Source organism: Streptomyces thermolilacinus SPC6, assembly GCF_000478605.2.
Classification (GTDB): Bacteria; Actinomycetota; Actinomycetes; order Streptomycetales; family Streptomycetaceae; genus Streptomyces; species Streptomyces thermolilacinus.
In genome coordinates, this window is the sequence record NZ_ASHX02000001.1 from 1,680,195 (window position 1) to 1,701,604 (window position 21,410).

Annotated in this window: 25 protein-coding genes; 6 read left to right on the forward strand and 19 right to left on the reverse strand. The window is 72.8% G+C overall.

What is annotated here, in order from left to right:
- Nucleotides 1-402 precede the first annotated feature (402 nt).
- Nucleotides 403-684, reverse strand: a complete 282-nt coding sequence (locus J116_RS06810; RefSeq protein ID WP_023586343.1) for an acylphosphatase — start codon at nucleotides 682-684, stop codon at nucleotides 403-405.
- A 205-nt stretch (nucleotides 685-889) separates the two neighbouring features.
- Between J116_RS06810 and J116_RS06815 the strand changes: the two genes are divergently transcribed.
- Nucleotides 890-1,801, forward strand: coding sequence for a CAP domain-containing protein (locus J116_RS06815; protein ID WP_023586344.1), 912 nt, complete (start codon nucleotides 890-892; stop codon nucleotides 1,799-1,801).
- Nucleotides 1,802-1,813: 12 nt separating this feature from the next.
- Here the strand turns inward: J116_RS06815 and J116_RS06820 are convergent, their stop codons facing one another.
- The 10 genes from J116_RS06820 to J116_RS06865 form a co-directional block, all read right to left on the reverse strand.
- Nucleotides 1,814-2,179: a hypothetical protein gene (locus J116_RS06820; RefSeq protein ID WP_037946547.1), complete on the reverse strand. Its 366-nt coding sequence runs from the start codon at nucleotides 2,177-2,179 to the stop codon at nucleotides 1,814-1,816.
- 76 nt (nucleotides 2,180-2,255) lie between these two features.
- Nucleotides 2,256-3,128 (reverse strand): bifunctional DNA-formamidopyrimidine glycosylase/DNA-(apurinic or apyrimidinic site) lyase, encoded by an 873-nt coding sequence (gene mutM / locus J116_RS06825; protein ID WP_023586346.1) that lies wholly within the window; start codon nucleotides 3,126-3,128, stop codon nucleotides 2,256-2,258.
- A 221-nt stretch (nucleotides 3,129-3,349) separates the two neighbouring features.
- On the reverse strand, nucleotides 3,350-4,222 hold the full coding sequence (rnc, locus tag J116_RS06830; RefSeq protein ID WP_023586347.1) for a ribonuclease III: 873 nt from the start codon (nucleotides 4,220-4,222) through the stop codon (nucleotides 3,350-3,352).
- Nucleotides 4,223-4,242: 20 nt separating this feature from the next.
- Entirely contained in the window at nucleotides 4,243-4,416 is a 174-nt protein-coding gene (gene rpmF / locus J116_RS06835) for a 50S ribosomal protein L32 (RefSeq protein WP_003957604.1), read from the reverse strand.
- 2 nt (nucleotides 4,417-4,418) lie between these two features.
- Nucleotides 4,419-5,021, reverse strand: a complete 603-nt coding sequence (locus tag J116_RS06840; RefSeq protein WP_023586348.1) for a YceD family protein — start codon at nucleotides 5,019-5,021, stop codon at nucleotides 4,419-4,421.
- 205 nt (nucleotides 5,022-5,226) lie between these two features.
- Nucleotides 5,227-6,330 (reverse strand): ATP synthase F0 subunit B, encoded by a 1,104-nt coding sequence (locus J116_RS06845; protein ID WP_023586349.1) that lies wholly within the window; start codon nucleotides 6,328-6,330, stop codon nucleotides 5,227-5,229.
- Nucleotides 6,331-6,465: 135 nt separating this feature from the next.
- Nucleotides 6,466-6,975, reverse strand: a complete 510-nt coding sequence (gene coaD / locus J116_RS06850; protein WP_037946550.1) for a pantetheine-phosphate adenylyltransferase — start codon at nucleotides 6,973-6,975, stop codon at nucleotides 6,466-6,468.
- The gene (gene rsmD, locus J116_RS06855) at nucleotides 6,972-7,556 is read right to left on the reverse strand and encodes a 16S rRNA (guanine(966)-N(2))-methyltransferase RsmD (protein ID WP_023586351.1); all 585 of its coding nucleotides are present in this window, start codon (nucleotides 7,554-7,556) and stop codon (nucleotides 6,972-6,974) included. The genes coaD and rsmD overlap by 4 nt, the downstream gene beginning before the upstream one ends.
- Nucleotides 7,557-7,668: 112 nt before the next feature.
- Nucleotides 7,669-9,840 (reverse strand): ATP-dependent DNA helicase RecG, encoded by a 2,172-nt coding sequence (recG, locus tag J116_RS06860; RefSeq protein ID WP_235617412.1) that lies wholly within the window; start codon nucleotides 9,838-9,840, stop codon nucleotides 7,669-7,671.
- A 157-nt stretch (nucleotides 9,841-9,997) separates the two neighbouring features.
- Nucleotides 9,998-11,659 carry a DAK2 domain-containing protein gene (locus J116_RS06865; protein WP_023586353.1) on the reverse strand — a complete coding sequence of 554 codons (1,662 nt, stop codon included), beginning with the start codon at nucleotides 11,657-11,659 and terminating at the stop codon, nucleotides 9,998-10,000.
- Nucleotides 11,660-11,909: 250 nt separating this feature from the next.
- On the opposite strand from J116_RS06865, the gene rpmB reads away from it, so the two are divergent.
- A complete protein-coding gene (gene rpmB / locus J116_RS06870; protein WP_003957616.1) occupies nucleotides 11,910-12,095 on the forward strand; it encodes a 50S ribosomal protein L28 in 186 nt (61 codons plus the stop codon).
- Nucleotides 12,096-12,315: 220 nt separating this feature from the next.
- Here rpmB and thiD read toward each other — a convergent pair whose 3' ends face one another.
- Complete coding sequence (gene thiD, locus J116_RS06875; protein WP_023586354.1) at nucleotides 12,316-13,122, reverse strand: bifunctional hydroxymethylpyrimidine kinase/phosphomethylpyrimidine kinase; 807 nt, start codon at nucleotides 13,120-13,122, stop codon at nucleotides 12,316-12,318.
- On the reverse strand, nucleotides 13,119-14,093 hold the full coding sequence (locus J116_RS06880; RefSeq protein ID WP_023586355.1) for a thiamine-phosphate kinase: 975 nt from the start codon (nucleotides 14,091-14,093) through the stop codon (nucleotides 13,119-13,121). Before J116_RS06880 ends, thiD begins: the two co-directional genes overlap by 4 nt.
- 263 nt (nucleotides 14,094-14,356) lie before the next feature.
- On the opposite strand from J116_RS06880, the gene J116_RS06885 reads away from it, so the two are divergent.
- Both J116_RS06885 and J116_RS06890 read left to right on the forward strand, forming a co-directional pair.
- Nucleotides 14,357-14,590, forward strand: coding sequence for an Lrp/AsnC family transcriptional regulator (locus J116_RS06885; protein ID WP_023586356.1), 234 nt, complete (start codon nucleotides 14,357-14,359; stop codon nucleotides 14,588-14,590).
- A gap of 20 nt (nucleotides 14,591-14,610) precedes the next feature.
- Nucleotides 14,611-15,102, forward strand: coding sequence for a DUF3515 domain-containing protein (locus J116_RS06890; RefSeq protein ID WP_023586357.1), 492 nt, complete (start codon nucleotides 14,611-14,613; stop codon nucleotides 15,100-15,102).
- Nucleotides 15,103-15,180: 78 nt separating this feature from the next.
- Here J116_RS06890 and J116_RS06895 read toward each other — a convergent pair whose 3' ends face one another.
- The 3 genes from J116_RS06895 to J116_RS06905 are packed head-to-tail and all read right to left on the reverse strand — an operon-like array spanning nucleotide 15,181 to nucleotide 18,123.
- Entirely contained in the window at nucleotides 15,181-16,329 is a 1,149-nt protein-coding gene (locus tag J116_RS06895; RefSeq protein ID WP_028963775.1) for a D-alanine--D-alanine ligase family protein, read from the reverse strand.
- A gap of 34 nt (nucleotides 16,330-16,363) precedes the next feature.
- A complete protein-coding gene (locus J116_RS06900; protein WP_023586359.1) occupies nucleotides 16,364-17,374 on the reverse strand; it encodes an NAD(P)H-dependent glycerol-3-phosphate dehydrogenase in 1,011 nt (336 codons plus the stop codon).
- Nucleotides 17,371-18,123, reverse strand: coding sequence for a lysophospholipid acyltransferase family protein (locus tag J116_RS06905; RefSeq protein ID WP_023586360.1), 753 nt, complete (start codon nucleotides 18,121-18,123; stop codon nucleotides 17,371-17,373). The genes J116_RS06900 and J116_RS06905 overlap by 4 nt, the downstream gene beginning before the upstream one ends.
- A 149-nt stretch (nucleotides 18,124-18,272) precedes the next feature.
- On the opposite strand from J116_RS06905, the gene cofC reads away from it, so the two are divergent.
- Both cofC and J116_RS06915 read left to right on the forward strand, forming a co-directional pair.
- On the forward strand, nucleotides 18,273-18,971 hold the full coding sequence (gene cofC, locus J116_RS06910) for a 2-phospho-L-lactate guanylyltransferase (protein WP_028963776.1): 699 nt from the start codon (nucleotides 18,273-18,275) through the stop codon (nucleotides 18,969-18,971).
- A gap of 88 nt (nucleotides 18,972-19,059) precedes the next feature.
- Nucleotides 19,060-19,263: a hypothetical protein gene (locus J116_RS06915; RefSeq protein ID WP_023586362.1), complete on the forward strand. Its 204-nt coding sequence runs from the start codon at nucleotides 19,060-19,062 to the stop codon at nucleotides 19,261-19,263.
- Nucleotides 19,264-19,425: 162 nt separating this feature from the next.
- Here J116_RS06915 and J116_RS06920 read toward each other — a convergent pair whose 3' ends face one another.
- The 3 genes from J116_RS06920 to leuD form a co-directional block, all read right to left on the reverse strand.
- Nucleotides 19,426-20,091, reverse strand: a complete 666-nt coding sequence (locus tag J116_RS06920; RefSeq protein WP_023586363.1) for an HU family DNA-binding protein — start codon at nucleotides 20,089-20,091, stop codon at nucleotides 19,426-19,428.
- A gap of 143 nt (nucleotides 20,092-20,234) precedes the next feature.
- Complete coding sequence (locus J116_RS06925) at nucleotides 20,235-20,462, reverse strand: SCO5555 family protein (RefSeq protein ID WP_023586364.1); 228 nt, start codon at nucleotides 20,460-20,462, stop codon at nucleotides 20,235-20,237.
- Nucleotides 20,463-20,813: 351 nt separating this feature from the next.
- A complete protein-coding gene (gene leuD, locus J116_RS06930; RefSeq protein ID WP_023586365.1) occupies nucleotides 20,814-21,407 on the reverse strand; it encodes a 3-isopropylmalate dehydratase small subunit in 594 nt (197 codons plus the stop codon).
- Nucleotides 21,408-21,410: the final 3 nt, after the last annotated feature.

Sequence of the window (21,410 nt, forward strand, 5' to 3'; positions counted from 1 at the left end):
TCCACAATGAGTGACCGACCGAAGCGGTGTGGGTCGTGAGGGATTTACGCACCCGCGATGTCCGGCGGCGGGGGTGCCGCTGCGGTTCTGACCGCCGAACAACTAAGGTGCGCGGGGCTTCCAGGGTGTCACCAAAAAGTTTGACGGTCAACACGATCACGCCCTGGATCGACGGGCGACCGGGGGCGCCACTGCCGCAGAACACGCGGCGGCGCCTCTCACACGGTGCCCGGAGGGCTTGGAGATCATCCTTGCGCGCGGGGGGCCGCGCCACAACCCCCTCTCGCCAATCACCTGGTCATTTCTGTCCCCACAGGTAGCGCGCGTGACTTCCCGAGGCGCCCCTTATCGCCCCGCGCGCCCCCGGAATGGGGGATGCGCCACGGTCGCTCACGGTTGCTTTCAACGGACCTGGAATCCTTCGTATCCGCCGCGCGGCGTGTCCCAGATCTCAGTGACGCCGTCCACGCGACCGGGTGTGTCGCCGCCGCGCAGCCACTCCAGGAGACGGTGGCAATTCTCACGCGGGCCTTCGGCGACGACCTGGACGCGGCCGTCGTCGAGGTTGAGGGCGAAACCGGTGAGGCCGCCGATCTCCAGGGCGTTCTCCCTGGTGAACCAGCGGAAGCCGACTCCCTGTACTCGTCCGCGTACCCATGCCGTGAGCCGTGCCTCGTCGTTCATGGCTGCACGCTAACCGGCCAATCGCTTCGGCGGCACTTCGCCCCCGTGCGTCATGGCGTACAGTCCCCACCCAATGAGCTTCACCCGTTCGGGGGAATCCCGCCGGGGCCGGGCTCACCACGGGGACACGACCGACCGACACACCACGCACCACAGCACCGACCACACAGCACACTGCAGGACGCAGGAGCAGGAGGCAGAGCAGATGGGACGCCATCGACGCTCCGGCGCCGCACCCGCCGCCGACGAGTACGCGGCCGGTGCCGCCGGTACGCACCGAGGACACCGGGGCGCGCGGCGGAAGAAGCGGGCGCTGCCGTTGCGCGGGGGGCTGCTCGGCGCCTCGGCCGCCCTGGCGGTGGGCGCCGTCGCGGTGACGTCGGGCATCCTGCCCGGCGGCGAGACGTTCACCATCGGCGGCGGCTCCTCGCCGCAGGAGATACGTTCCAGCGGTACGTCGGACCTGGACGCGCAGGGGCGTGCGGAGGCCGTACCGAGCACCGGGACGCCGTCGGTGACGGCCGCGCCCAGCGCGTCACCGTCCCCCGCGGCCCCGTCGAAGTCGCCCTCCCCCAAGCCGTCCACCGCCTCGCCGAAGCCGACGCCGACGCCCGCCAGGACGGCGTCGCCGACCCCGGTGAAGACCAGGACGCCCGCACCCCCGCCCCGTACCGAGGCGGCGCCCGTGCCGGAGAGGACCACCGAGTCGCCGACGCCCCGGCTCAACACGACCAGCCGGGCGGCGGCCGCGGAGGCCGCCGTCCTGGAGCTGGTCAACCAGGAGCGCGCCGGGGCCGGCTGCGCCCCGGTCCGCGCCTCGACGGAGCTCGGCGACCTGGCCCGGGCGTTCAGCCAGGACATGGCCGCGCGGGACTTCTTCTCCCACACGGACCCCGACGGCGACGGCCCCTGGGAGCGCGCCGCGCAGGCCGGCGTCGAGGGTCTCGGCGGCGAGAACATCGCCCGCGGCCAGGCGGACGCGGCCGCCGTGATGGAGTCCTGGATGAACAGCGAGGGCCACCGCGCGAACATCCTGAACTGCGACTTCAAGCGCCTCGGCGTCGGCGTCCACATCGCCGCCGGCGGCCCGTGGTGGACCCAGAACTTCGGCTTCTGAGCCTGCCGCCGGTCAGCGGGGAATCCTTTCGCCCGCCTCCGTAAGGGTGAGCGTGAGGCCGCCTGTGAAGTCCCGGTCCTCGGCGTACTCCCAGCGGCCGTCGTCGGCCAGGAGCGCGGGGAGGTCCTCGCGGGGAAAGGCCGGGCCGGGCTGGTAGCCCTCGCTGCCGTCGGGGGCGGTCCACGGGACGACCGGGCACACCTCGATCCAGCCCTTGTCCACCAGGGGGAGGAGGACCGCGGCGAGCTCCGCGCCGCTCGCGGACGCGAGCGGTTCCGGCAGGTCGCCCCGGACGCCGGGGAGGACGTCGATCTCCGTCGCGTTGATCATGAACGCGCGTTCCTCGGAGGTCATGTCCTCCGTCGCCGGGTACACCATGCGGTGAAGCATCCCAGAGCCGTCCCGCCGCTCGCGGGCCGCCCCCGTGGACAGCGCCGGTGCGCGGGCCGGCGGGTCAGGTGCGGGGCTTGGCGGTGGGGCGCGGGGGGCGCTGGCAGCGGGGGCAGAAGTAGCTGGAGCGGTTCATCCAGGGGCGGCGGCATATCGGGGTGCCGCAGCGGCGGCAGGGCTCGCCCTCGCGCCCGTACGCGTCCAGCGACCGGTCGAAGTAGCCGGACTCGCCGTTCACGTTGACGTACAGGCTGTCGAAGCTGGTGCCGCCGACCGCGAGCGCCGCGTTCATGACGTCCCGGACGTGCCCGAGCAGCTCGTACGAGCGGGGGCGGGTGAACAGGGCGGTGGGGCGGTCGTAGTGGAGGCGGGAACGCCACAGCGCCTCGTCCGCGTAGATGTTGCCGACGCCGCTGATCAGGCTCTGGTCCAGCAGGGCGCGCTTGATGGTGGTGCGCCGCAGCCGCAGGGACGTGTGGAACGCGGCGTCGTCGAACGCCGGGTCCAGCGGGTCGCGGGCGATGTGCGCGATGACGTCGGGCAGACCGTCCGGGGTGTTGTCGTGCAGGGAAAGCCCGCCGAAGGTGCGCTGGTCCACGAAGCGCAGTTCCGTGCCGAGCGCGTCGGCGAACCGCACGCGGATGCGCAGGTGCTTCTCGTCGGGGGCGTCCTCGGGCTGGACGAGGAGCTGCCCGCTCATGCCGAGGTGGCCGAGTACGGAGGCGTCCGTGTCGTCCAGCGGCAGCCACAGGTACTTGCCGCGCCGCCGGGCCACGCCGATCCGGTGCCCGGTCAGGCGCGCCGCGAAGTCGGGGCCGCCGCCGATGTGCCGCCGTACGGCACGGGGGTGCAGCACCTCGACGGCGGCGACGGTACGCCCGCTCACCCAGCGTTCGAGTCCCCGCCGGACGACTTCGACCTCGGGCAGCTCGGGCACGGGCACTCCTCGCGGGAAGGGAAGACTGGGGGCGTGGGCGTGGGTGGGAACGCGGACGCACCCCCGGTGGCGGCCGGGGCGGCCACCGGGGGTGCGGCGGTTCAGGGACCGGGAGCGGTGCGCCCGGCCCTGGCGGTGATCAGGCCGTGACCGGCGGGCCGGAGCCCGGTGTCCGGGCGGGCCGGAGTCCGGCGGGCCGTGACCCGACTGGCCGGAGCCGGTCAGGCCGTGGCCGGGTCCGCCGTCGCGGGGTCCGTGTCGGCCGGCGCGTCCGCCACCGCGGTGGCGGAGGCCGCGGTGACCTCGGCCACGGAGGGCGCCTCAGCCGCCGCCGTGGCGGCCGTGGTCGCGGCCTCCCGTGCCGCCGCCTCGCGTTCGTCGGCGGCCGCGCGGATGGCGCGCCAGGCGGACTCCGCCGCCTGCTGCTCCGCTTCCTTCTTGCTGCGGCCGGTGCCGGTGCCGTACGAGACACCACCGACGCGGGCAGCAGCAGTGAAGGTCTTCTCGTGGTCCGGGCCCGTCTCCGTGACGAGGTACTCCGGCACACCGAGACCCTCGGCCGCGGTGAGCTCCTGGAGACTGGTCTTCCAGTCCAGGCCCGCACCGAGGTTCGAGGACTTCTCGATCAGCGGGTCGAAGAGCCGGTGCACCAGCTCCGACGCCGCGTCGAGACCCTGGTCGAGATAGACCGCGCCGATCACCGCTTCAAGGGTGTCGGCGAGGATGGACGCCTTGTCCCGGCCGCCCGTGCCCTCTTCGCCCCGGCCGAGCCGGATGAAGGAGCCCAGGTCGAGCCCGCGGCCGACCTCCGCCAGCGCACGCGAGTTGACCACCGCGGCCCGCAACTTGGCCAGCTGGCCTTCGGGCAGGTCGGGGTGGGTGCGGTACAGCGTGTCCGTGACCACCAGGCCGAGCACGGAGTCCCCGAGGAACTCCAGCCGCTCGTTGGTGGGCAGACCGCCGTTCTCGTACGCGTACGAACGGTGGGTCAGCGCACGCACCAGAAGGGCGGACTCGACCTGGTAGCCGAGCCGCCCTTCCAGAAGCGTGTGGGACGAGGCCGTGTTCTCCGCCTGCTTCCTGGCGTCAGACATCGCGCCTCTCACCTAGCCGCTCAGACCGCGAGGACCTGGCGCTTGTTGTACGTGCCGCAGCTGGGGCACGCGATGTGCTGCTGCTTCGGCTCCTGGCAACGCTCGCACGAAACCAGGGTGGGGACCGCAGCCTTCCACTGCGACCGGCGGTGGCGCGTGTTGCTGCGCGACATCTTCCGCTTCGGAACAGCCACGGCTACTTCTCCTGCTTCTCGTCGACGCCCGGTTCGGCGCCGCTCATGTCGTCCTTCTCGTCGGTCCCGAGTGAACCGGCGAGTCCCTGCAGTGCCGCCCAACGGATGTCGACGGCTTCATGGTGGTGGTCCGGGTCGTCGTTCAGGCTGACCCCGCACTCGGGGCACAGTCCCGCACAGTCCTCCCGGCACACCGGCTGCATCGGCAGTGCGAGCACCACCGCGTCACGCAGCACGGGTTCGAGGTCGAACATGCCGTCCTCGAGGGGGATGATGTCCTCGTCGTCCTCGGCATCGTCGCCGGATGCCGCGTGGCGGCCCCGGTCATCGGTGTCGGGGTACGAGAACATCTCCTGGAAGTCCGCCACGACCTCTCGGCGCAGCGGCTCCAGACACCTTACGCACTCCCCCTCGGCCGACGCACGGGCGGTGCCTGTGACGAGCACCCCTTCCATGACCGACTCGAGACGGAGCTCCAGCTCGACAGGCGAGCCCTCCGGTACGCCGATGACTCCGTCGATGCCGAGGTCGGCGGGGGCCGCCACCTCGCGGGTGAGCCGCTGGAGCGCACCGGGACGCCGCCCCAGCTCGTGCGTGTCGAACACGAGGGGGTTGCGGTGGTCGAGGCGCGTACTCAGGGCTCTTCCTGCTTTCGGAATCGTGGAGGGGGCCGCACCGGCAGGGCCATGGGGCTAAGCGGGCAGCCAGGATCGCGGACGTACTCGCGACCGAACAGCCAGGATACTGGACGCTTCGCCCAGGGCCCAATCGGGTCGTTCGCCCGCCGCACGGTCCGGTACGGCGCCGGGATCAGTGCCCCTGGCCGTGCCCCTGCTCGTAGCGGCGCAGCTGCTCCAGGTCGATCATGCTCGTGTCGAAGAAGCTGGTCTCGTCCAGCGAAGCCGACTGCTGCTGCGGCAGCTGGGGCGCGGGCGCCGCCTGGGGCTGCTGGTAGGCGTACGGGTCCTGCTGGGCGCCGTAGCCCTGGGCGTAGCCGCCCTGGTCGTAGCCCTGCTGGTGGTACGCGTAGGGGTCCTGCTGGTACGCGTAGGCGTCCTGCGGCTGCTGGGCCGGGTAGCCGTACGGGTCCGGCTGGTGCGCGGGCGGCGGCGGGGCCTGTGCGGGAGCGGGCTGAGGCGCCTGGTGCGCGGCGGCCGGCTGGGCCGTGTGCTGCGGCTCGGGGTCCGCCAGCTCGGCGAGGCCGGCCAGGTAGTCGGCGTCGCTCGTGTGGAGCTGCCGGGGGCCGGCGGCGTCCTGGGCGGCCATGTGCTCGCCGAGGTCGTCCGTGGCGGTCCGCCCGTGGAGCTTCTGGCGGCCCCGGCCGACGGCCTCCAGGGTCTTGGCGAGGACCGCCTCGAAGGCGCTCAGCTTGGCGTCCACGTACGCGTCGGCGCGCTGCACCAGGGTCTGCGGGTCGGCGCTGTACTCGGGGGCGTCCTCGTCGGCGTACCCCTGCTCGTCGAGGCCCGGGCCCCGGCCGAGGAGCTTCTCGCGGCCGCGGTCCACGGAGCCGATGGTCTTGGTGAGGACGACCTCGAAGTTCGCGAGCTTGGAGTCCACGTAGTCGTCGGCCTCGGCGCGGATCTCCTCGGCCTCCCGGCGGGCCTCCGCGAGGATGCGGTCGGCCTCCTCCTGGGACTGGCGGGCGATCTGGCTGTCGGAGATCAGGGAGCCGCGCTCGGCGTGGGCGGCGGCGATGATGCGCTCGGCCTCGCGGCGGGCCTCCTCGACCATCTGCTCGCGGCCGCCGATGAGCTCGCGGGCCTGGGCGAGGGAGTCGGGGAGGGCCTGGCGGACCTCTTCCAGCATCGCGAGCAGTTCGGCGCGGTTCACCACGCAGGAGGCCGACATGGGCATGGACCGGGCGTTCCCGACCGCCTCGACGATGTCGTCGAGTTTCTTCTGCACGTCCACCGTGTGCTCGCCACTCTCTACAGCCGGATGGGAAGACGGACGGAACGACTCTACGGCCAGTCGGGCCCCGTTTGACACCGGTCCCCCGGGCTCGTCCGGCCCGCCCGGGGGCGCTTCCGGCGATCCGTCAGGCGGTCACTTCTCGCGGAGCCGTGCGACGAGCGCCTCGTGCACGACGGGCGGCAGCAGGTGCGAGACGTCGCCGCCCCACGCCGCGACCTCCTTGACCAGCGAGGAGGAGAGGAAGCTGTAGGTGGGGTTGGTCGGCACGAACAGCGTCTCGACGCCGGTCAGGCCGTTGTTCATCTGGGCCATCTGGAGTTCGTAGTCGAAGTCGCTGACGGCGCGCAGGCCCTTCACGATGGCCGGGATGTCGCGCTCCTTGCAGAAGTCCACGAGGAGACCGTGGTGCGACTCGACCACCACGTTGTCGTACTCGGCGGTGACCCGGCGGATCAGGTCCATCCGCTCCTCGACCGTGAACAGGCCCTTCTTCGACTGGTTGATCATCACGGCCACGTGCACGACGTCGTACAGCTTGGAGGCGCGGGCGATGATGTCGAGATGTCCGTTGGTGATGGGGTCGAACGACCCCGGACAGACTGCTCGGCGCAACTGAAGTCCCTCGCTCTCCGGTCCGGTCATGGTGCGTCTTCGCACGTAGAGGCGGCGCGACCGTACCAAAACGTTCCCTCGCCGTAGCGACGGGCCCGCAGGGCCTCGAACCCCTCCGGCCAGCCGAATTCCCCGCCTCTGGTGCTGCGCTCCACGGTGACGAGGGCGTCCGCCGCGAGCCAGCCCTGGACGCGGAGTGTGAGGAGTATCTCGCGAAGATCGTCGTCGGAGACGGCGTACGGCGGGTCGAGGAAGACCGCGTCGTACGGCTCGGCCGGCACGGGTCCCGTGACGACCTGCTCGGCGCGGCCGGTGCGGACCTCGGCGCCGGGCAGGCCGAGCGCGCGGACGTTCTCCCGGACGGTGCGGGCGGCGCGGGCGTCGGCCTCGACCAGCAGGGCGTGCGCGGCGCCGCGCGACAGGGCCTCCAGGCCGACCGCGCCGGACCCGGCGTACAGGTCGGCGACGCGGATGCCGTCGAGGGTGCCCAGGAGCGACTGCCAGGTGGAGAACAGGCCCTCGCGCGCCCGGTCCGAGGTGGGGCGGGTGCCGTTGCCCGGCGGCACGGCCAGGCGGCGTCCGCCGGCCGCTCCGGCGATCACGCGGGTCATGTCAGTCCTTGTCCCTTGTCGGTCGTTCGCGGGCGTGTCCCGACTCCACGATATGGGCTGGTGGGGCCGGCGGCGCCCGCGCCCTCGCGCGCGGTCCGCCGCCGACGGCCGGTCATCCCTTCTCCAGGTACTGCTCGCGCTCGGCGTCCAGCAGGGCGTCCAGGGCGGTGCGCAGCTCCGGGTGGCGCTCCAGGTCGGGGTCGGCGGCGACGACGGCGGTGGCCTCGGCGCGGGCGGCGGCGATGACCTCCTCGTCCTCGATGACGGTGAGCATCCGCAGGGAGGAGCGGACGCCGGACTGGGCCTGGCCGAGGACGTCACCCTCGCGGCGCTGTTCGAGGTCGATGCGGGAGAGCTCGAAGCCGTCGAGGGTGGCGGCGACGGCGGCCAGGCGCTGCCGGGCGGGGGTGGCCTCGGGCATGTCGGTGACGAGGAGGCAGAGTCCGGGGGCGGTGCCCCGGCCGACGCGGCCGCGCAGCTGGTGGAGCTGGGAGACGCCGAACCGGTCGGCGTCCATGATGACCATGGCCGTGGCGTTGGGGACGTTGACGCCGACCTCGATGACGGTGGTCGCGACGAGCACGTCGGTCTCGCCCGCGGCGAAGCGGCGCATGACGGCGTCCTTGTCGTCGGGGTGCATCCTGCCGTGCAGGACCTCCACGCGCAGGCCCGCGAGGGGGCCCTTGGCGAGCTGCTCGGCGACCTCGGTGACGGCGAGCGGCGGCCGCTTCCCGTCGGCGTCGGCGCCCGCGTCCTGCGGGGGCTCCTCGGCGCTCCGGGCCTTCCTGGCGGCCGACTTGCCGCCCGCCCCGGTGTCGTCCTCGTCGTCGCCGATGCGGGGGCACACGACGTACGCCTGGTGGCCGCCCTCGACCTCCTCGCGGACGCGCTCCCAGGCGCGGGCGAGGAAGTGCGGCTTGTCGCGGGACGGCACGACGTGGGTGGCGATGGGTGAGCGGCCGGCCGGGAGCTGGTCGAGGACGGAGGTCTCCAGGTCGCCGAAGACGGTCATGGCGACCGTGCGCGGGATGGGGGTCGCGGTCATGACGAGCAGGTGGGGCGGCTGCTTGCCCTTGCCGCGCAGGGCGTCGCGCTGCTCGACGCCGAAGCGGTGCTGCTCGTCCACGACGACGAGGCCCAGGTCGTGGAACTTGACCTTGTCCTCGATCAGCGCGTGGGTGCCGACGACGATCCCGGCGTCGCCGGTGACCAGGTCGAGGAGTGCCTGGCGGCGGGCCGCGGCGCCCATGGAGCCGGTGAGCAGGACGACCTTGGTGGCGTGTTCGGCGCCGCCCAGCATCCCTCCCTGTGCGAGGTCGCCCATCATCTCGGTGATGGACCGGTGGTGCTGCTGGGCGAGGACCTCGGTGGGGGCGAGCATGGCCGCCTGTCCGCCCGCGTCCACCACGGCGAGCATGGCGCGCAGGGCGACCATCGTCTTGCCGCTGCCGACCTCGCCCTGGAGGAGGCGGTGCATGGGGTGGTCGGTGGCGAGGTCGTCGAAGATCTCCTTGGATACCGCGCGCTGCCCGTCGGTGAGGGTGAACGGCAGGCGGGCGTCGAAGGCGTCGAGGAGGCCGCCGGGGACGGGCTCGCGGGGGACGGCGGGCAGCTGCGTGTCGGCGTGGCGGCGGCGGGCGAGGGCGACCTGGAGGACGAACGCCTCGTCCCACTTGAGCCGTTCGCGGGCGTCGGCGATGTCGGCCTTGACGCGCGGGCGGTGGATCTTGTGGAGGGCGTCGGGCAGGTCGGTGAGGCCGCGGTCCTCGCGCAGGGCGGGGGGCAGCGGGTCCACGGCGTCCTGGGCGCGCGGGAGGACCGCGTCGACCGCCTTGGCGATCTTCCAGGACTCCAGTTTGGTGGTGGCCGGGTAGATCGGGATGAGGGCGCCGGCCCAGCTGTCCACGGCCTCGTCGCCGTCGCCGCGCAGCAGTTCGTAGGCGGGGTGGGCGAGCTGGAGCTTGCGGTTGAAGAGGGACACCTTTCCGGCGAACATCGCGCGGGTGCCCGGCAGGAGTTCCTTGTGGGGCTTGTGGACGCCCTTGCCGAAGAAGACCAGTTGCAGCCGGCCGCTGCCGTCGGTGATGGTCACCTCCAGCCGCTGGCCCCGGCCGCGCGAGCCGTTGTACGTGTGGAGGCGGGCGTCCGCGACCTGGGCGACGACCGTGACGTGCTCGTCCAGCGGCAGCTCGGCCAGCGCGGTCAGCTCGCCGCGCTCGGCGTACCGGCGCGGGTAGTGGTGCAGGAGGTCGCCGACGGTGTGCAGGCCGAGGGCCTCGGCCATCACCTTGGCGGTGGCCGGTCCGAGAACCTTCTTCAGGGGTTCGCTCAGCACGGCGGCCTCCTCCTTCCGTACCCCGTCCTGGTCGGGTGTCCATTCCACACCACGCCACTGACAGCGGGCGGCAACCGGGCGGGCCCCGGCCGTCGCCGGGGGCGGGTCACTCGACGCCGATGAGGAGCGGCGCCTGCTGCCGGCCGCCGTGGTAGACGCAGGTGTCCACGGCGAGGTACCGGTCGCGCACATGGCGCTCCAGGCGGTCGGCGAGGTCCTGCGGGGCGTCGGCGGCGAGGACCAGGGTGACCAGCTCACCGCCGCCCGACAGCATGCGGTCGAGCACGTCGCGGGCCGTTTCGGCGAGGTCGTGGCCGATGACGGCGACGTCGCCGTCGATCAGTCCGAGTACGTCGCCCGCCTGGCAGACCCCGGCGGACGTGAACGACTGGTGCTCGGCGACGGCGAGTTCGCCGTAGCGGGTGGCTCCGGCGGCGGCGGTCATGGCGACCACGTCCTCGTCGAAGCGGCGGTCCGGTTCGTGGACGGCGAGCGCGGCGATGCCCTGGACGGCGGCGCGGGTGGGGATGAGGGCGACGCGCACGCCTTCGGCGCGGGCCTGTTCGGCGGCCGCCGCGGCGGTGTGGCGCAGGTCGGTGGAGTTGGGCAGGAGGACCACTTCGCGCGCGTGGGCGCGGCGGATCGCGTCGAGCAGTTCGCCGCTGGCGGGCGGGCGGCCGGGGAGCGCCAGGACGGTGGTGGCGCCCGCTTCGGCGCACAGCCCGGCCAGCCCCTCGCCGGGCACGACGGCGACGACGGCCCGCTGGGCCGGTTCGGCGGGCCCGTCGGGGTGCGCCGTGCCGGACCGCGGGGCGCCGGTCTTCGCGGCGTCGGCGGCGAAGTGGGTGACGCGGATGCGGTACGGGCGTCCCGCCTCGACCCCGGCCTCCACGGCGGCGCCCGCGTCGTCCACGTGCACATGGACGTTCCACAGTCCGTCCCCGCCGACGACCACCAGGGAGTCCCCGAGCCCGTCGAGGCGGGCGCGCAGCGCGGCGACGGCCTCGTCGTCGGCCTCCAGGAGGTAGATCACCTCGTACGCGGGGCCGCCCGCCCCGCAGGGCTCCCCCGGCGTCCCGGCGTCGTACGGGAGGGGCGCTGCCCGCCGGGTGCGGGGCATGGGGGCGGGGGCCTCGCCGGACAGGGCCTCCACGAGCGCGCCCAGCACGGTGACCAGGCCCCGCCCGCCCGCGTCCACGACCCCGGCGCGGGCCAGCACCTCCAGCTGCCCCGGAGTGGCCTCCAGCCCGGCGCGGGCGCCTTCGTACGCGGCCCTGGCGACCGTCCGCAGGTCGGGGCCCGCACCGGCGGCCGCGCGCGCGGCGGCGGAGGCGACGCTGAGGATGGTGCCCTCGACGGGGTGGGCGACGGCCCGCCGGGCGGCGGCGGACGCGGTGTCCAGCGCCTCCGCCAGGTGGTGTCCGTCACAGCCGCGGGCCAGCACCTCGGCCATGCCGCGCAGCAGCTGCGCCAGGATCGTGCCGGAGTTGCCCCGGGCGCCGATCAGCGCGCCGTGCGCCAGGGCCCGCACGGTGCCGGCGGGCGAGGGGGCGGCGCCGTCCGCGTCGTGGGCCGCGAACAGGGCCTCGACGGCCTGCCGGGCGGCCTCCACGGTCAGGTACAGGTTGGTTCCGGTGTCCCCGTCGGCGACCGGGTAGACGTTGATCGCGTCGATCTCCTCGCGTTCCCGGCCCAGCGCGTCCAGCGCCAGTGAGCACCAGGCTCGGACCGCTGCGGGGTCGAGGTCCCGTCCCGACTTCTCCGGCACCTGGTGATCCTCCTCGTGTGGGCTGCACCGCAGGGTAGACCCAGGGAGGCGGGGAGGGCCGGGGCGGGGGCCGGGCGGTCCGTGGTAGTTTCGTTCTACCGAAGTGGCCGTTGTATGCTGCTCCGGTTGCCCGATGAAAGTCGGGCCGTTCCCCGGCAACGCCACTTCAGTCACCGACCTGTATGTCACCGATCTGATTCCGGCTCGCCGGATTTCACTGTAAGTGCATCTGAAGTCTTTGGAGTGACCCGTGGCTGCCAACTGCGACGTCTGCGGCAAGGGGCCGGGCTTCGGCAACAACATTTCGCACTCGCACCGCCGTACGTCCCGTCGCTGGAACCCGAACATCCAGCGCGTGCGTGCCGTGGTCGGTCGGACGCCGAAGCGGCTCAACGTCTGCACCTCGTGCATCAAGGCCGGCAAGGTCTCGCGCTAAAGTCGACGTTTCGTCGTAGCGCAGCCTCTGCGGTTGCCTTGAAAGCCGGTCCACCCTCGGGTGGGCCGGCTTTTCGCCGTACCCGGCGCCCGGCGTGAGGCGCGTGGACGCGAGCGCGGGCGTACGAGCGGGGCGGGCCTACGGGCAGGGCGGCCGTACGAGCATGGGGCGTCCAAGCAGCGGGCGCGCCCCCATGGGACGCGCCCCCTCGCTCGAGGGCTCAGCCCCGCCACTCCCAGGCGTGGTCCACCGGGCCGATGCCGCCGCCCAGGGCGAACCCGGCGGCGATGGCCCCGGTGACGTACTCCTTGGCCCGGCCCACCGCCTCCGGCACGGCGAGGCCCTTCGCCAGGCCCGCGGCGATCGCGGAGGCGAGCGTGCAGCCGGTGCCGTGGGTGTGCCGGTTGTCGAGGCGCGGCGCCCGGTACCAGTGCTCCTCGCGGCCGTCCGTCAGCAGATCCACCGCCTCGCCCGCCAGGTGCCCGCCCTTGATCAGTGCCCAGCGCGGCCCGAACGCCAGGACCTCGTCGGCGGCCCGCCGCAGATCCTCCTCGCCCTCCACCCGTACGTCCGTGAGCTGCGCCACCTCGTCCAGGTTCGGGGTCGCGACGGTCGCCACGGGCAGCAGCCGCTTGCGGACCGAGTCCAGCGCGGAGGCGGCCAGCAGCGGGTCGCCGTGCTTGGAGACGCCGACCGGGTCCACGACGACCGGGGCGTCCGTCGCCGCGAGCAGCTCCGCGACGGTCTCCACCAGCGTCGCGGAGCTGAGCATCCCGGTCTTCACGGCCTGGACGCCGATGTCCCCGACGACGCTGCGGTACTGGGCGCGCACGGCCTCCTCCGGCAGCTCCCAGGCGCCCTGGACGCCCAGCGAGTTCTGCGCGGTGACGGCCGTGAGGACGCTCATGCCGTGGACGCCCAGGGCGAGCATGGTCTTCAGGTCGGCCTGGATGCCGGCGCCGCCGCCCGAGTCGGACCCGGCGACGGTCAGCACCCGGGGCGGGGCCTGGTGGGTCGGGGAGGTCACTCGGCACCCCCGTACGGGCCGCCGAAGTGGTCCCAGCCGCCCGCCGTGTGCCAGGGCGCGCCGTCCACGGTGACCTGCGGCAGCGCCGACGGGTTGAGGACCTCGCCGATGACCTTCCAGCGGGCGGGCAGCTTCACGTCCGGCGGGAACGTCGCGACGATCGCGTGGTCCTCTCCCCCGGTGAGCACCCACTGGAGCGGGTCCACGCCGACGGCCTGGCCGATGTCGTTCATCTGCGTGGGGATGTCGATGGCGCCGGACCGCAGGTCGATGCGGACCTTGCTGGCCTCCGCGATGTGCCGGAGGTCCGCGATGAGGCCGTCGCTGACGTCGCACATGGCGGTCGCGCCGAGGCTCGCGGCGGCGGGACCGGCGTGGTACGGCGGCTCGGGCCTGCGGTGCGCCTCGACGAACGCGCGCGGCGAGCGGAAGCCGCGGGACAGGACGGCGTACCCGGCGGCGGACCAGCCGAGCCAGCCGGTGTAGGCGACGACATCGCCGGGCTGGGCGCCGCCGCGCGTGACGGGCTCGTGGTTGCGCAGGTCGCCGAGGGCGGTGATGGACACGGTGATCGTGTCACCGCGTACGACGTCGCCGCCGACGACGGCGGCTCCGGCGACCTGGCACTCGTCGCGCAGCCCGTCCATCAGCTCCGTCGGCCAGGTGGCGGGGAGTTCGGCGGGGACGACCAGGCCGAGGAGGAGCGCGGTGGGCACGGCGCCCATCGCGGCGATGTCCGCGAGGTTCTGCGCGGCGGCCTTGCGGCCCACGTCGTACGCGGTGGACCAGTCGCGGCGGAAGTGGCGGCCCTCCAGCAGGATGTCCGTGCTGGCGACGACCCGCCGGTCGGGTGCGGCCACGACGGCGGCGTCGTCCCCCGGCCCGATCCGTACCGCCGGGGTGGTGGTGAGCCGGGAGGTGAGCTCCCTGATGAGCCCGAACTCCCCGAGCTCGCCGACAGTGCCCTTCACCGAGGTTCACCTCTCCATGTCGTCATGGGCTCACCGTACGACCGACTGGTCCTGCTGCGGTTGCGGTCGCGAGCCGTCACTGCTGTAGGTACGGTCAATGAGACGGACGAAGCCGTCAACTTCTGTCTCTCGTACGCCACGCTCCGGTCACCCCCGGCCCCGTGGTCTCCCCGCCGCACGCGGCGACGCGATACCGTGGCGTCCCTTTCTTCCCTGGGTCCCGACGAGCCCAGGATGATCCCCGTGGCCGCCCTGGAGGTTCCGTGGTACAGGCGTACATCCTGATTCAGACCGAGGTGGGGAAGGCGTCTCTGGTCGCCGACACCATCGCGAAGATCCCCGGCGTGATCCAGGCCGAGGACGTGACGGGCCCGTACGACGTGATCGTGCGCGCCCAGGCGGACACGGTGGACGAACTCGGCCGCATGGTCGTCGCCAAGGTCCAGCAGGTGGAAGGCATCACCCGCACCCTGACCTGCCCGGTCGTCCACCTGTAGCCCCCGTCTACGCTGAGCCGGTGAAGTCCACCCACCGGTTCCCCCGCCTGCCCGCCGCGGTCGGCGCCGTCGCCGCGGTCCTGCTGCTGGCGACGGCGCCGGGCTGCGCCCTGACGGACACGGGGACGCCCGTCCCGGTCCCCAGCCCGGCCGCGGAGGCGGCCGCGTACTGCCGCGCCCTGCACCGGGAGTTGCCGGAGACGGTCGCGGGGCTGGCCCGGAGCGCGACGGAGCCGCGTTCCGAACTGACCGCCGCGTGGGGGGACGGGGCGATCGTACTGCGCTGCGGGGTTCCCCGGCCCGACCGGATGAGCGATCCGCAGGCGCACGCGATCGAGGCGGACGACGTCAACTGGCTGCTGGAGCAGCGGGAGGGCACCGGTCCGCGCTTCACCACCACGTACCGCGAGGCGTACGTGGAGCTGTCGCTCGACAAGCGGTTCGCGCACGACACGGGGCCGCTGGTGGACTTCGCCGGGCCCGTGAGCAGGACCGTCCCGCCGAGCCTCTGAGGCATGGCGGGGCGGACCCGTCGCGGCGGGGGCCCGGCACGGCGTGCCCGCGTCCCCGCCGCGTACGGCCCGTACCGTCTAGCGCAGCCCGGTCGGGCGGCGCAGGGCGGCCTGGATGAGGCGGTCGATCAGCTCCGGGTAGTCCACGCCGGACGCCTCCCACATGCGCGGGTACATCGAGATCGGCGTGAAGCCCGGCAGGGTGTTGATCTCGTTGATGACGAACTCGCCGTCGTCGGTGAGGAAGAAGTCGGCGCGGACCAGGCCCTCGCAGGAGGCCGCCTCGAACGCCTCGATCGCGAGCCGCTGCACCTCGGCGGTCTGCTCCGGGGTGATCGGGGCGGGCACGACGCCGGACGCCGCGTCGATGTACTTGGCCTCGAAGTCGTAGAAGTCGTGGTCGCTGACCGGCGGGATCCACGCGGGGGCGCTGGCGCGCGGCCCGTCCTCGAACTCCAGGACGCCGCACTCGATCTCGCGGCCCGTGAGCAGCGACTCGACCAGGACCTTCGGATCGTGGCGGCGCGCCTCGGCGATGGCCGCGTCGAGGCCGGACTCGTCGTCCACCTTGGTGATGCCGATGGAGGACCCGGCGCGGGCGGGCTTCACGAACAGCGGCCAGCCGTGCTCGGCGGTGAAGTCCAGGACCTTGCGGCGGGCGGCGGCCGGGTCGCGGTCCCACTCGCGGGGGCGGATGACCTCGTAGGGGCCGACGGGCAGGCCGAAGGAGGTGAAGACGCGCTTCATGTACTCCTTGTCCTGGCCGACGGCGGAGGCGAGGACGCCGGCGCCGACGTACGGGACGCCCGCGAGCTCCAGCAGGCCCTGGAGGGTGCCGTCCTCGCCGTACGGGCCGTGGAGGACGGGGAAGACGACGTCCACTTCGCCGAGGGCCTTCGGGACGGAGCTGGGCTCCGCGTAGACGATCTCCCGGCTGGTGGGGTCGGCGGACAGCACGACGCTGCCCTCGCCGGACTCGGCGAGGTCGTCGACGCTGGGCAGCGTGCGGTCGGCGATGGCCATCCGCTCCGGGGCGTCGGCGGTCAGCGCCCAGCGGCCGTCGGTGGTGATGCCGATGGGCAGCACGTCGTACTTCGTCCGGTCGATGGCGCGCAGGACGGCGCCGGCCGTGACGACGGAGATGGCGTGCTCGGAGCTGCGTCCGCCGAAGACGACGGCCACGCGCGGCTTACGCCCGGGGCTGGTGGGGAGGTTCTCGCTGCTCATATCGCGATGAGCGTACCCGCTCGCCCCGGGTGCGTCAGCGTCGCTCGGGCTTGGCGGCGCGCGACATCAGCTCCTTGAGTGCCACCATCGGCGGCTTTTCCTCGTGGACGATGCCGACGACGGTCTCCGTGATGGGCATGTCGACCCCGTGCCGCCGGGCCAGGTCGAGGACGGAGCGGCAGGACTTGACGCCCTCGGCGGTCTGCCGGGTGACCGCGATGGTCTCCTCCAGCGTCATGCCCTTGCCCAGGTTGAAGCCGAACGTGTGGTTGCGGGACAGCGACGAGGAGCAGGTCGCGACCAGGTCGCCCAGACCCGCGAGGCCGGAGAAGGTGAGCGGGTCGGCGCCCATCGCTAGGCCGAGGCGGGTCGTCTCGGCCAGGCCTCTGGTGATGAGGGAGCCCTTGGCGTTGTCGCCGAGGCCCATGCCGTCCGCGATGCCGACGGCCAGGCCGATGACGTTCTTGACGGCGCCGCCCAGCTCGCAGCCGATCACGTCGGTGTTGGTGTACGGGCGGAAGTACGGGGTGTGGCACGCGGCTTGGAGCCGCCGGGCGACGGCCTCGTCGCGGCAGGCGACGACGGCTGCGGCCGGCATACGGGCCATGATCTCCTTGGCCAGGTTGGGCCCGGTGACGACGGCGACGCGCTCGGCGGGGACCTGCGCGACCTCCTGGACGACCTCGCTCATCCGCTCGCACGTGCCCAGTTCGATGCCCTTCATCAGGGAGACCAGGACCGTGTCGGGGGCGAGCTTCGGCGCCCAGGCGGCGAGGTTGCCGCGGAGGGTCTGGGAGGGGATGGCGAGGACGGTGAAGTCGGCGCCCTCGGCGGCCTCGGCGGGGTCGGTGGTGGCGCGGAGGTTCGCGGGCAGCTCGACGCCGGGGAAGTAGTCCGGGTTGGTGCGCGTCGTGTTGATGGCGTCGGCGACCTCGGCGCGTCGGCCCCAGAGGGTGACGTCGCATCCGGCGTCGGCCAGGACCATGCCGAAGGCCGTACCCCACGAGCCGGTCCCGTAGACGGCTGCCTTGACGGGGTGTGTCACTTGGCTTCCTCCCCTGCGGCCTTGCGGCGCTGTTCCAGCCGGGCCATGCGGTGGTCGTACGGCTCGGCGGGGGCCTTCTCGCCCCGGATGTCCTCCAGGAGCGCGGTGATGGCCCGCATGATCTCCTCGGTGGCCTCGCGCAGCACCTCGTTGGTGGGCTCCACGCCGTGGAACCGGGAGAGGTCCACGGGCGGTCCGGCGACGACCGTCAGCGTCTTGCGGGGGAAGAGGCGGAGCTTCTTCTCCTTGGCATACGGCGGCATCGCGAGGTTGGCGCCCCACTGGGCGACGGGGATGACCGGCGCCCTGGTGAGGAGCGCGACGCGGGCGGCGCCGGTCTTGCCCGCCATGGGCCACATCGCGGGGTCGCGGGTGAGGGTGCCCTCGGGGTAGAAGGCGACGCACTCGCCCCGTTCGATGGCGGCGACGGCGGCGCGGAAGGCGTCCAGGGCGTCGGTCGTCTCTCGGTAGACGGGGATCTGCCCCGTGCCGCGGAGCATGGTGCCGACGAAGCCGACCTTGAAGAGGCCCGCCTTCGCCAGGAAGCGCGGTACGCGTCCGGTGTTGTACTGGAAGTGCGCGTACGACAGCGGGTCGAGGTAAGAGTTGTGGTTGACGGCCGTGATGAATCCACCGTCGGCAGGAATGTGCTCCATTCCGCGCCAGTCCCGCTTGAACAGAACCAGTAGCGGCGGTTTTGCGATGACCGCCGCCAGGCGGTACCAGAAGCCGATTCTGCGGCGGGACACGCGGACACCTTCCTGTGGGTCTTGCTGTGGTACTGGTCGTGCCGGGGGTCAAGTGTCGCCCCATGCCCCTGGTCTGTCGAGAACACCGTACGCCCCGCCTTCGGCACCGGCTCCCCGGGTCGTGACCGGGCCGCGCGACAATGGCCGGGATGGAGAAGGACGGAGAGCGGGTCCCGGGCGGCGGCGGGCGGAGTCAGATGGCGCCGCTCTGGTCGCTGGTGGTTCCGCTGAAACCCCTTGCGCTGGCGAAGACCAGGCTCGCCGGGGCGGTCGGCCCGGCGGAGCGGCGGCGGCTGGCGCTGGCGTTCGCGGTGGACACGGTGGCGTCGGCGCTGGCCTGCGCGGCGGTACGGGATGTGGTGGTCGTCACGGACGACCCGTCGGCCGCGCGGCGGCTGGGCGCGCTGGGCGCCCGGGTGGTGCCGGACCGTCCGGCGGCGGGACTCAACGCGGCGCTGGTGTACGGGGCGCGGGCGGTGCGGGCGCGGCGGCCCGGTGCGGCGGTGGCGGCGCTGAACGCGGACCTTCCGGCGCTGCGGCCCGGGGAGCTGGGGCGGGTGCTGGCGGAGGCGGGGCGTTTTCCGCGGGCTTTTCTGGCGGATGCCGCCGATATCGGTACGACGTTTCTGTCGGCGGCTCCGGGAATTGAATTGCGCCCTGCTTTCGGGGGCGCGTCACGGCTGGCGCATTTGTCGTCGGGCGCGGTGGAAATACGGCTCGGCGATGTCGCGTCCGTACGGCGGGACGTGGACACGGAGGCGGATCTGCGGGCGGCGCTGGAGCTGGGCGTGGGGCCGTGCACGGCGGGGCGGTGCCGGGCGGGGGCCCTGCCCGCGGGCAGCGGATAAGCGGTGCGGGGCGGAGGCCTGCCGGTGGACAGCGGATAAGCCGTGCGGGGCGGGGGCCTGTCGGCGGGCAGCGGATAGGCTGCGAGGCATGCAGGCGACCGCGTACACGTACGATCCCGAGACCCGCAGCGGCAGTGTGCTGCTCGACGACGGCACGCTGGTGGAGTTCGGCGCCGAGGCGTTCGACGCGGGGGGTCTGCGGCTGCTGCGGGTGGGGCAGCGGGTGCGGATCGAGACGGAGGGCGAGGGGGGGTCGCTGCGGATCACGCTGGTGACGCTTCAGACGTTCTGACGCCCCGCGCGACCGGTCGTCGTGCGGGCGGACGCACCGCGGGCCGGGCTCCCCGGAGGGAGCCCGGCCCCGCGTGTGAGTGCCGCGTCAGGATGGCCGTGTGGGAGCGGCCGGTGGGCGGTCGTGCCGTCGCCGGTGAGTGTCTCCTCGCCGTCGCGCCGCTTACTTGTTCCTCGGCGTGGCGGTCTTCTTCGCCGCGGTGGTCTTGCGCGCCGTGGTCTTCTTGGCGGGGGCCTTCTTGGCCGTGGCCTTCTTCGCGGGCGCGGTCGTCTTCTTCGCCGTGGTCTTCTTGGCGGTCGCCGGGGTCGCCTTCTTCGCGGGCGCGGCCTTCTTGGCGGCGGCCGTCGTCTTCTTGGTCGCCGCGGAGGTGGTCTTCTTCGCCGTGGTCTTCTTGGCGGCGGCCGTCGTCTTCTTGGCCGGCGTGGCCTTCTTGGCGGTGGCCTTCTTCGCCGCGGCCTTCTTGGTGGCGGCCTTGGCGATGGTGGGCGGGGCGCCGGAGAGGCTGCCCTTGGGGGCCTTCTTGACGGCGACCTCGCCGCCCTTGGGCAGCTTCTTCGTGCCGCTGACCAGGTCCTTGAAGCCCTGGCCCGCACGGAAGCGCGGCACGGAGGTCTTCTTGACCCGGACGCGCTCACCGGTCTGCGGGTTGCGGGCGTAGCGGGCCGGACGCTCGACCTTCTCGAACGAGCCGAAGCCGGTGACAGACACCCGGTCACCGGCGACGACGGCACGGACGATCGCGTCGAGCACCGCGTCAACGGCGTCGGCGGCCTGCTGCCGGCCGCCCATCTTGTCGGCAATCGCTTCTACGAGCTGCGCCTTGTTCACGTCTTCCCCTTCGGAGACATTGCCGGAACGAAAGTGTTCAAGCGTTTTCGCACGTTAGGCAGATATATACCGCAAATCAAACACGAAACGGGCTAATCACCCTTGTGCCGCAACGCAGTAGCCGTTCGCGGACTTCCGGGTGGTCAGTCCCCTTCAGGGAATCGGCCCTCGTCGAGGTCCTTCATCAACCGGTCGAGACGCCGTGCCGCGTCCACGAGATCGTGCTTCGCCGCGGCCGTGATGACCAACAGCTTCCGGGACAGCGCCATCCTTACGCCCTCCGGGACTTGCAGTGCGCGCACTCGGGAGTGCGCTTCTTTCAGCCGGGTTGCGACCGCCTCGTAGAGCTCGAGTTGGCTGTCGCGTTCCATGCGCCGATTGTGCCATCTGGGGCGAGTTGTCGCCTGCGTAGGGGGTAACTGACGTGCTCCGACGGCGTTTCGGGGTGCTCCCGGGCGCCTTTCCCGCGGCACCCTTCGCTTGCCCAACACCGCAGGTCGTAAACCGAGTTGGCGCTGTTTCGGCTGTTCTCGGGATGCCGTGGAGACGGTTTGGGCCTATGGTGCGCGGCGTCAGCCGGATGGCGGCGCGGCACCCTGGCGGGGGTGTCGGAAGGGGGTCGCGAGGGTCGTTTTCACGCCAGTTGAACGCGGCGGTGCCCCCGGCCGCCGAGGCGGCCGGGGGCACCGGATGGTATGCGGGGCGTCCGGCCCCTGGCGGGGTCAGACGGGGAGGGTGCGCGGCTTGTACGAGGGGCGCTTGGCCTCGTACGCGGCGATGTCCGCCTCGTTCCGGAGGGTGATGCTGATGTCGTCGAGGCCGTTGAGCAGCCGCCAGCGGGCGTTCTCGTCGAGCTCGAAGTCCGCGGTGACGCCTTCGGCGCGCACCTGGCGGGCGACGAGGTCCACGGTGATCTCGGCCTGCGGGTCGGCTTCGGTCAGCTCCCACAGGGCGTCCACGGTCTTCTGGTCGAGGACCACGGTGAGCAGGCCGTTCTTCAGCGAGTTGCCGCGGAAGATGTCGGCGAAGCGGGAGGAGATGACCGTTTTGAAGCCGTAGTTCTGGAGGGCCCACACGGCGTGCTCGCGGGAGGAGCCGGTACCGAAGTCGGGGCCGGCGACGAGGACGGTGGCGCCCTGCCGCTCGGGGCGGTTGAGGACGAACTCGGGATCCTTGCGCCAGGCCTCGAAGAGGCCGTCCTCGAAGCCGTCGCGGGTGACCTTCTTGAGCCAGTGCGCGGGGATGATCTGGTCCGTGTCCACGTTGCCGCGGCGCAGCGGGACGGCACGGCCGGTGTGCTTGGTGAATGCTTCCATGGT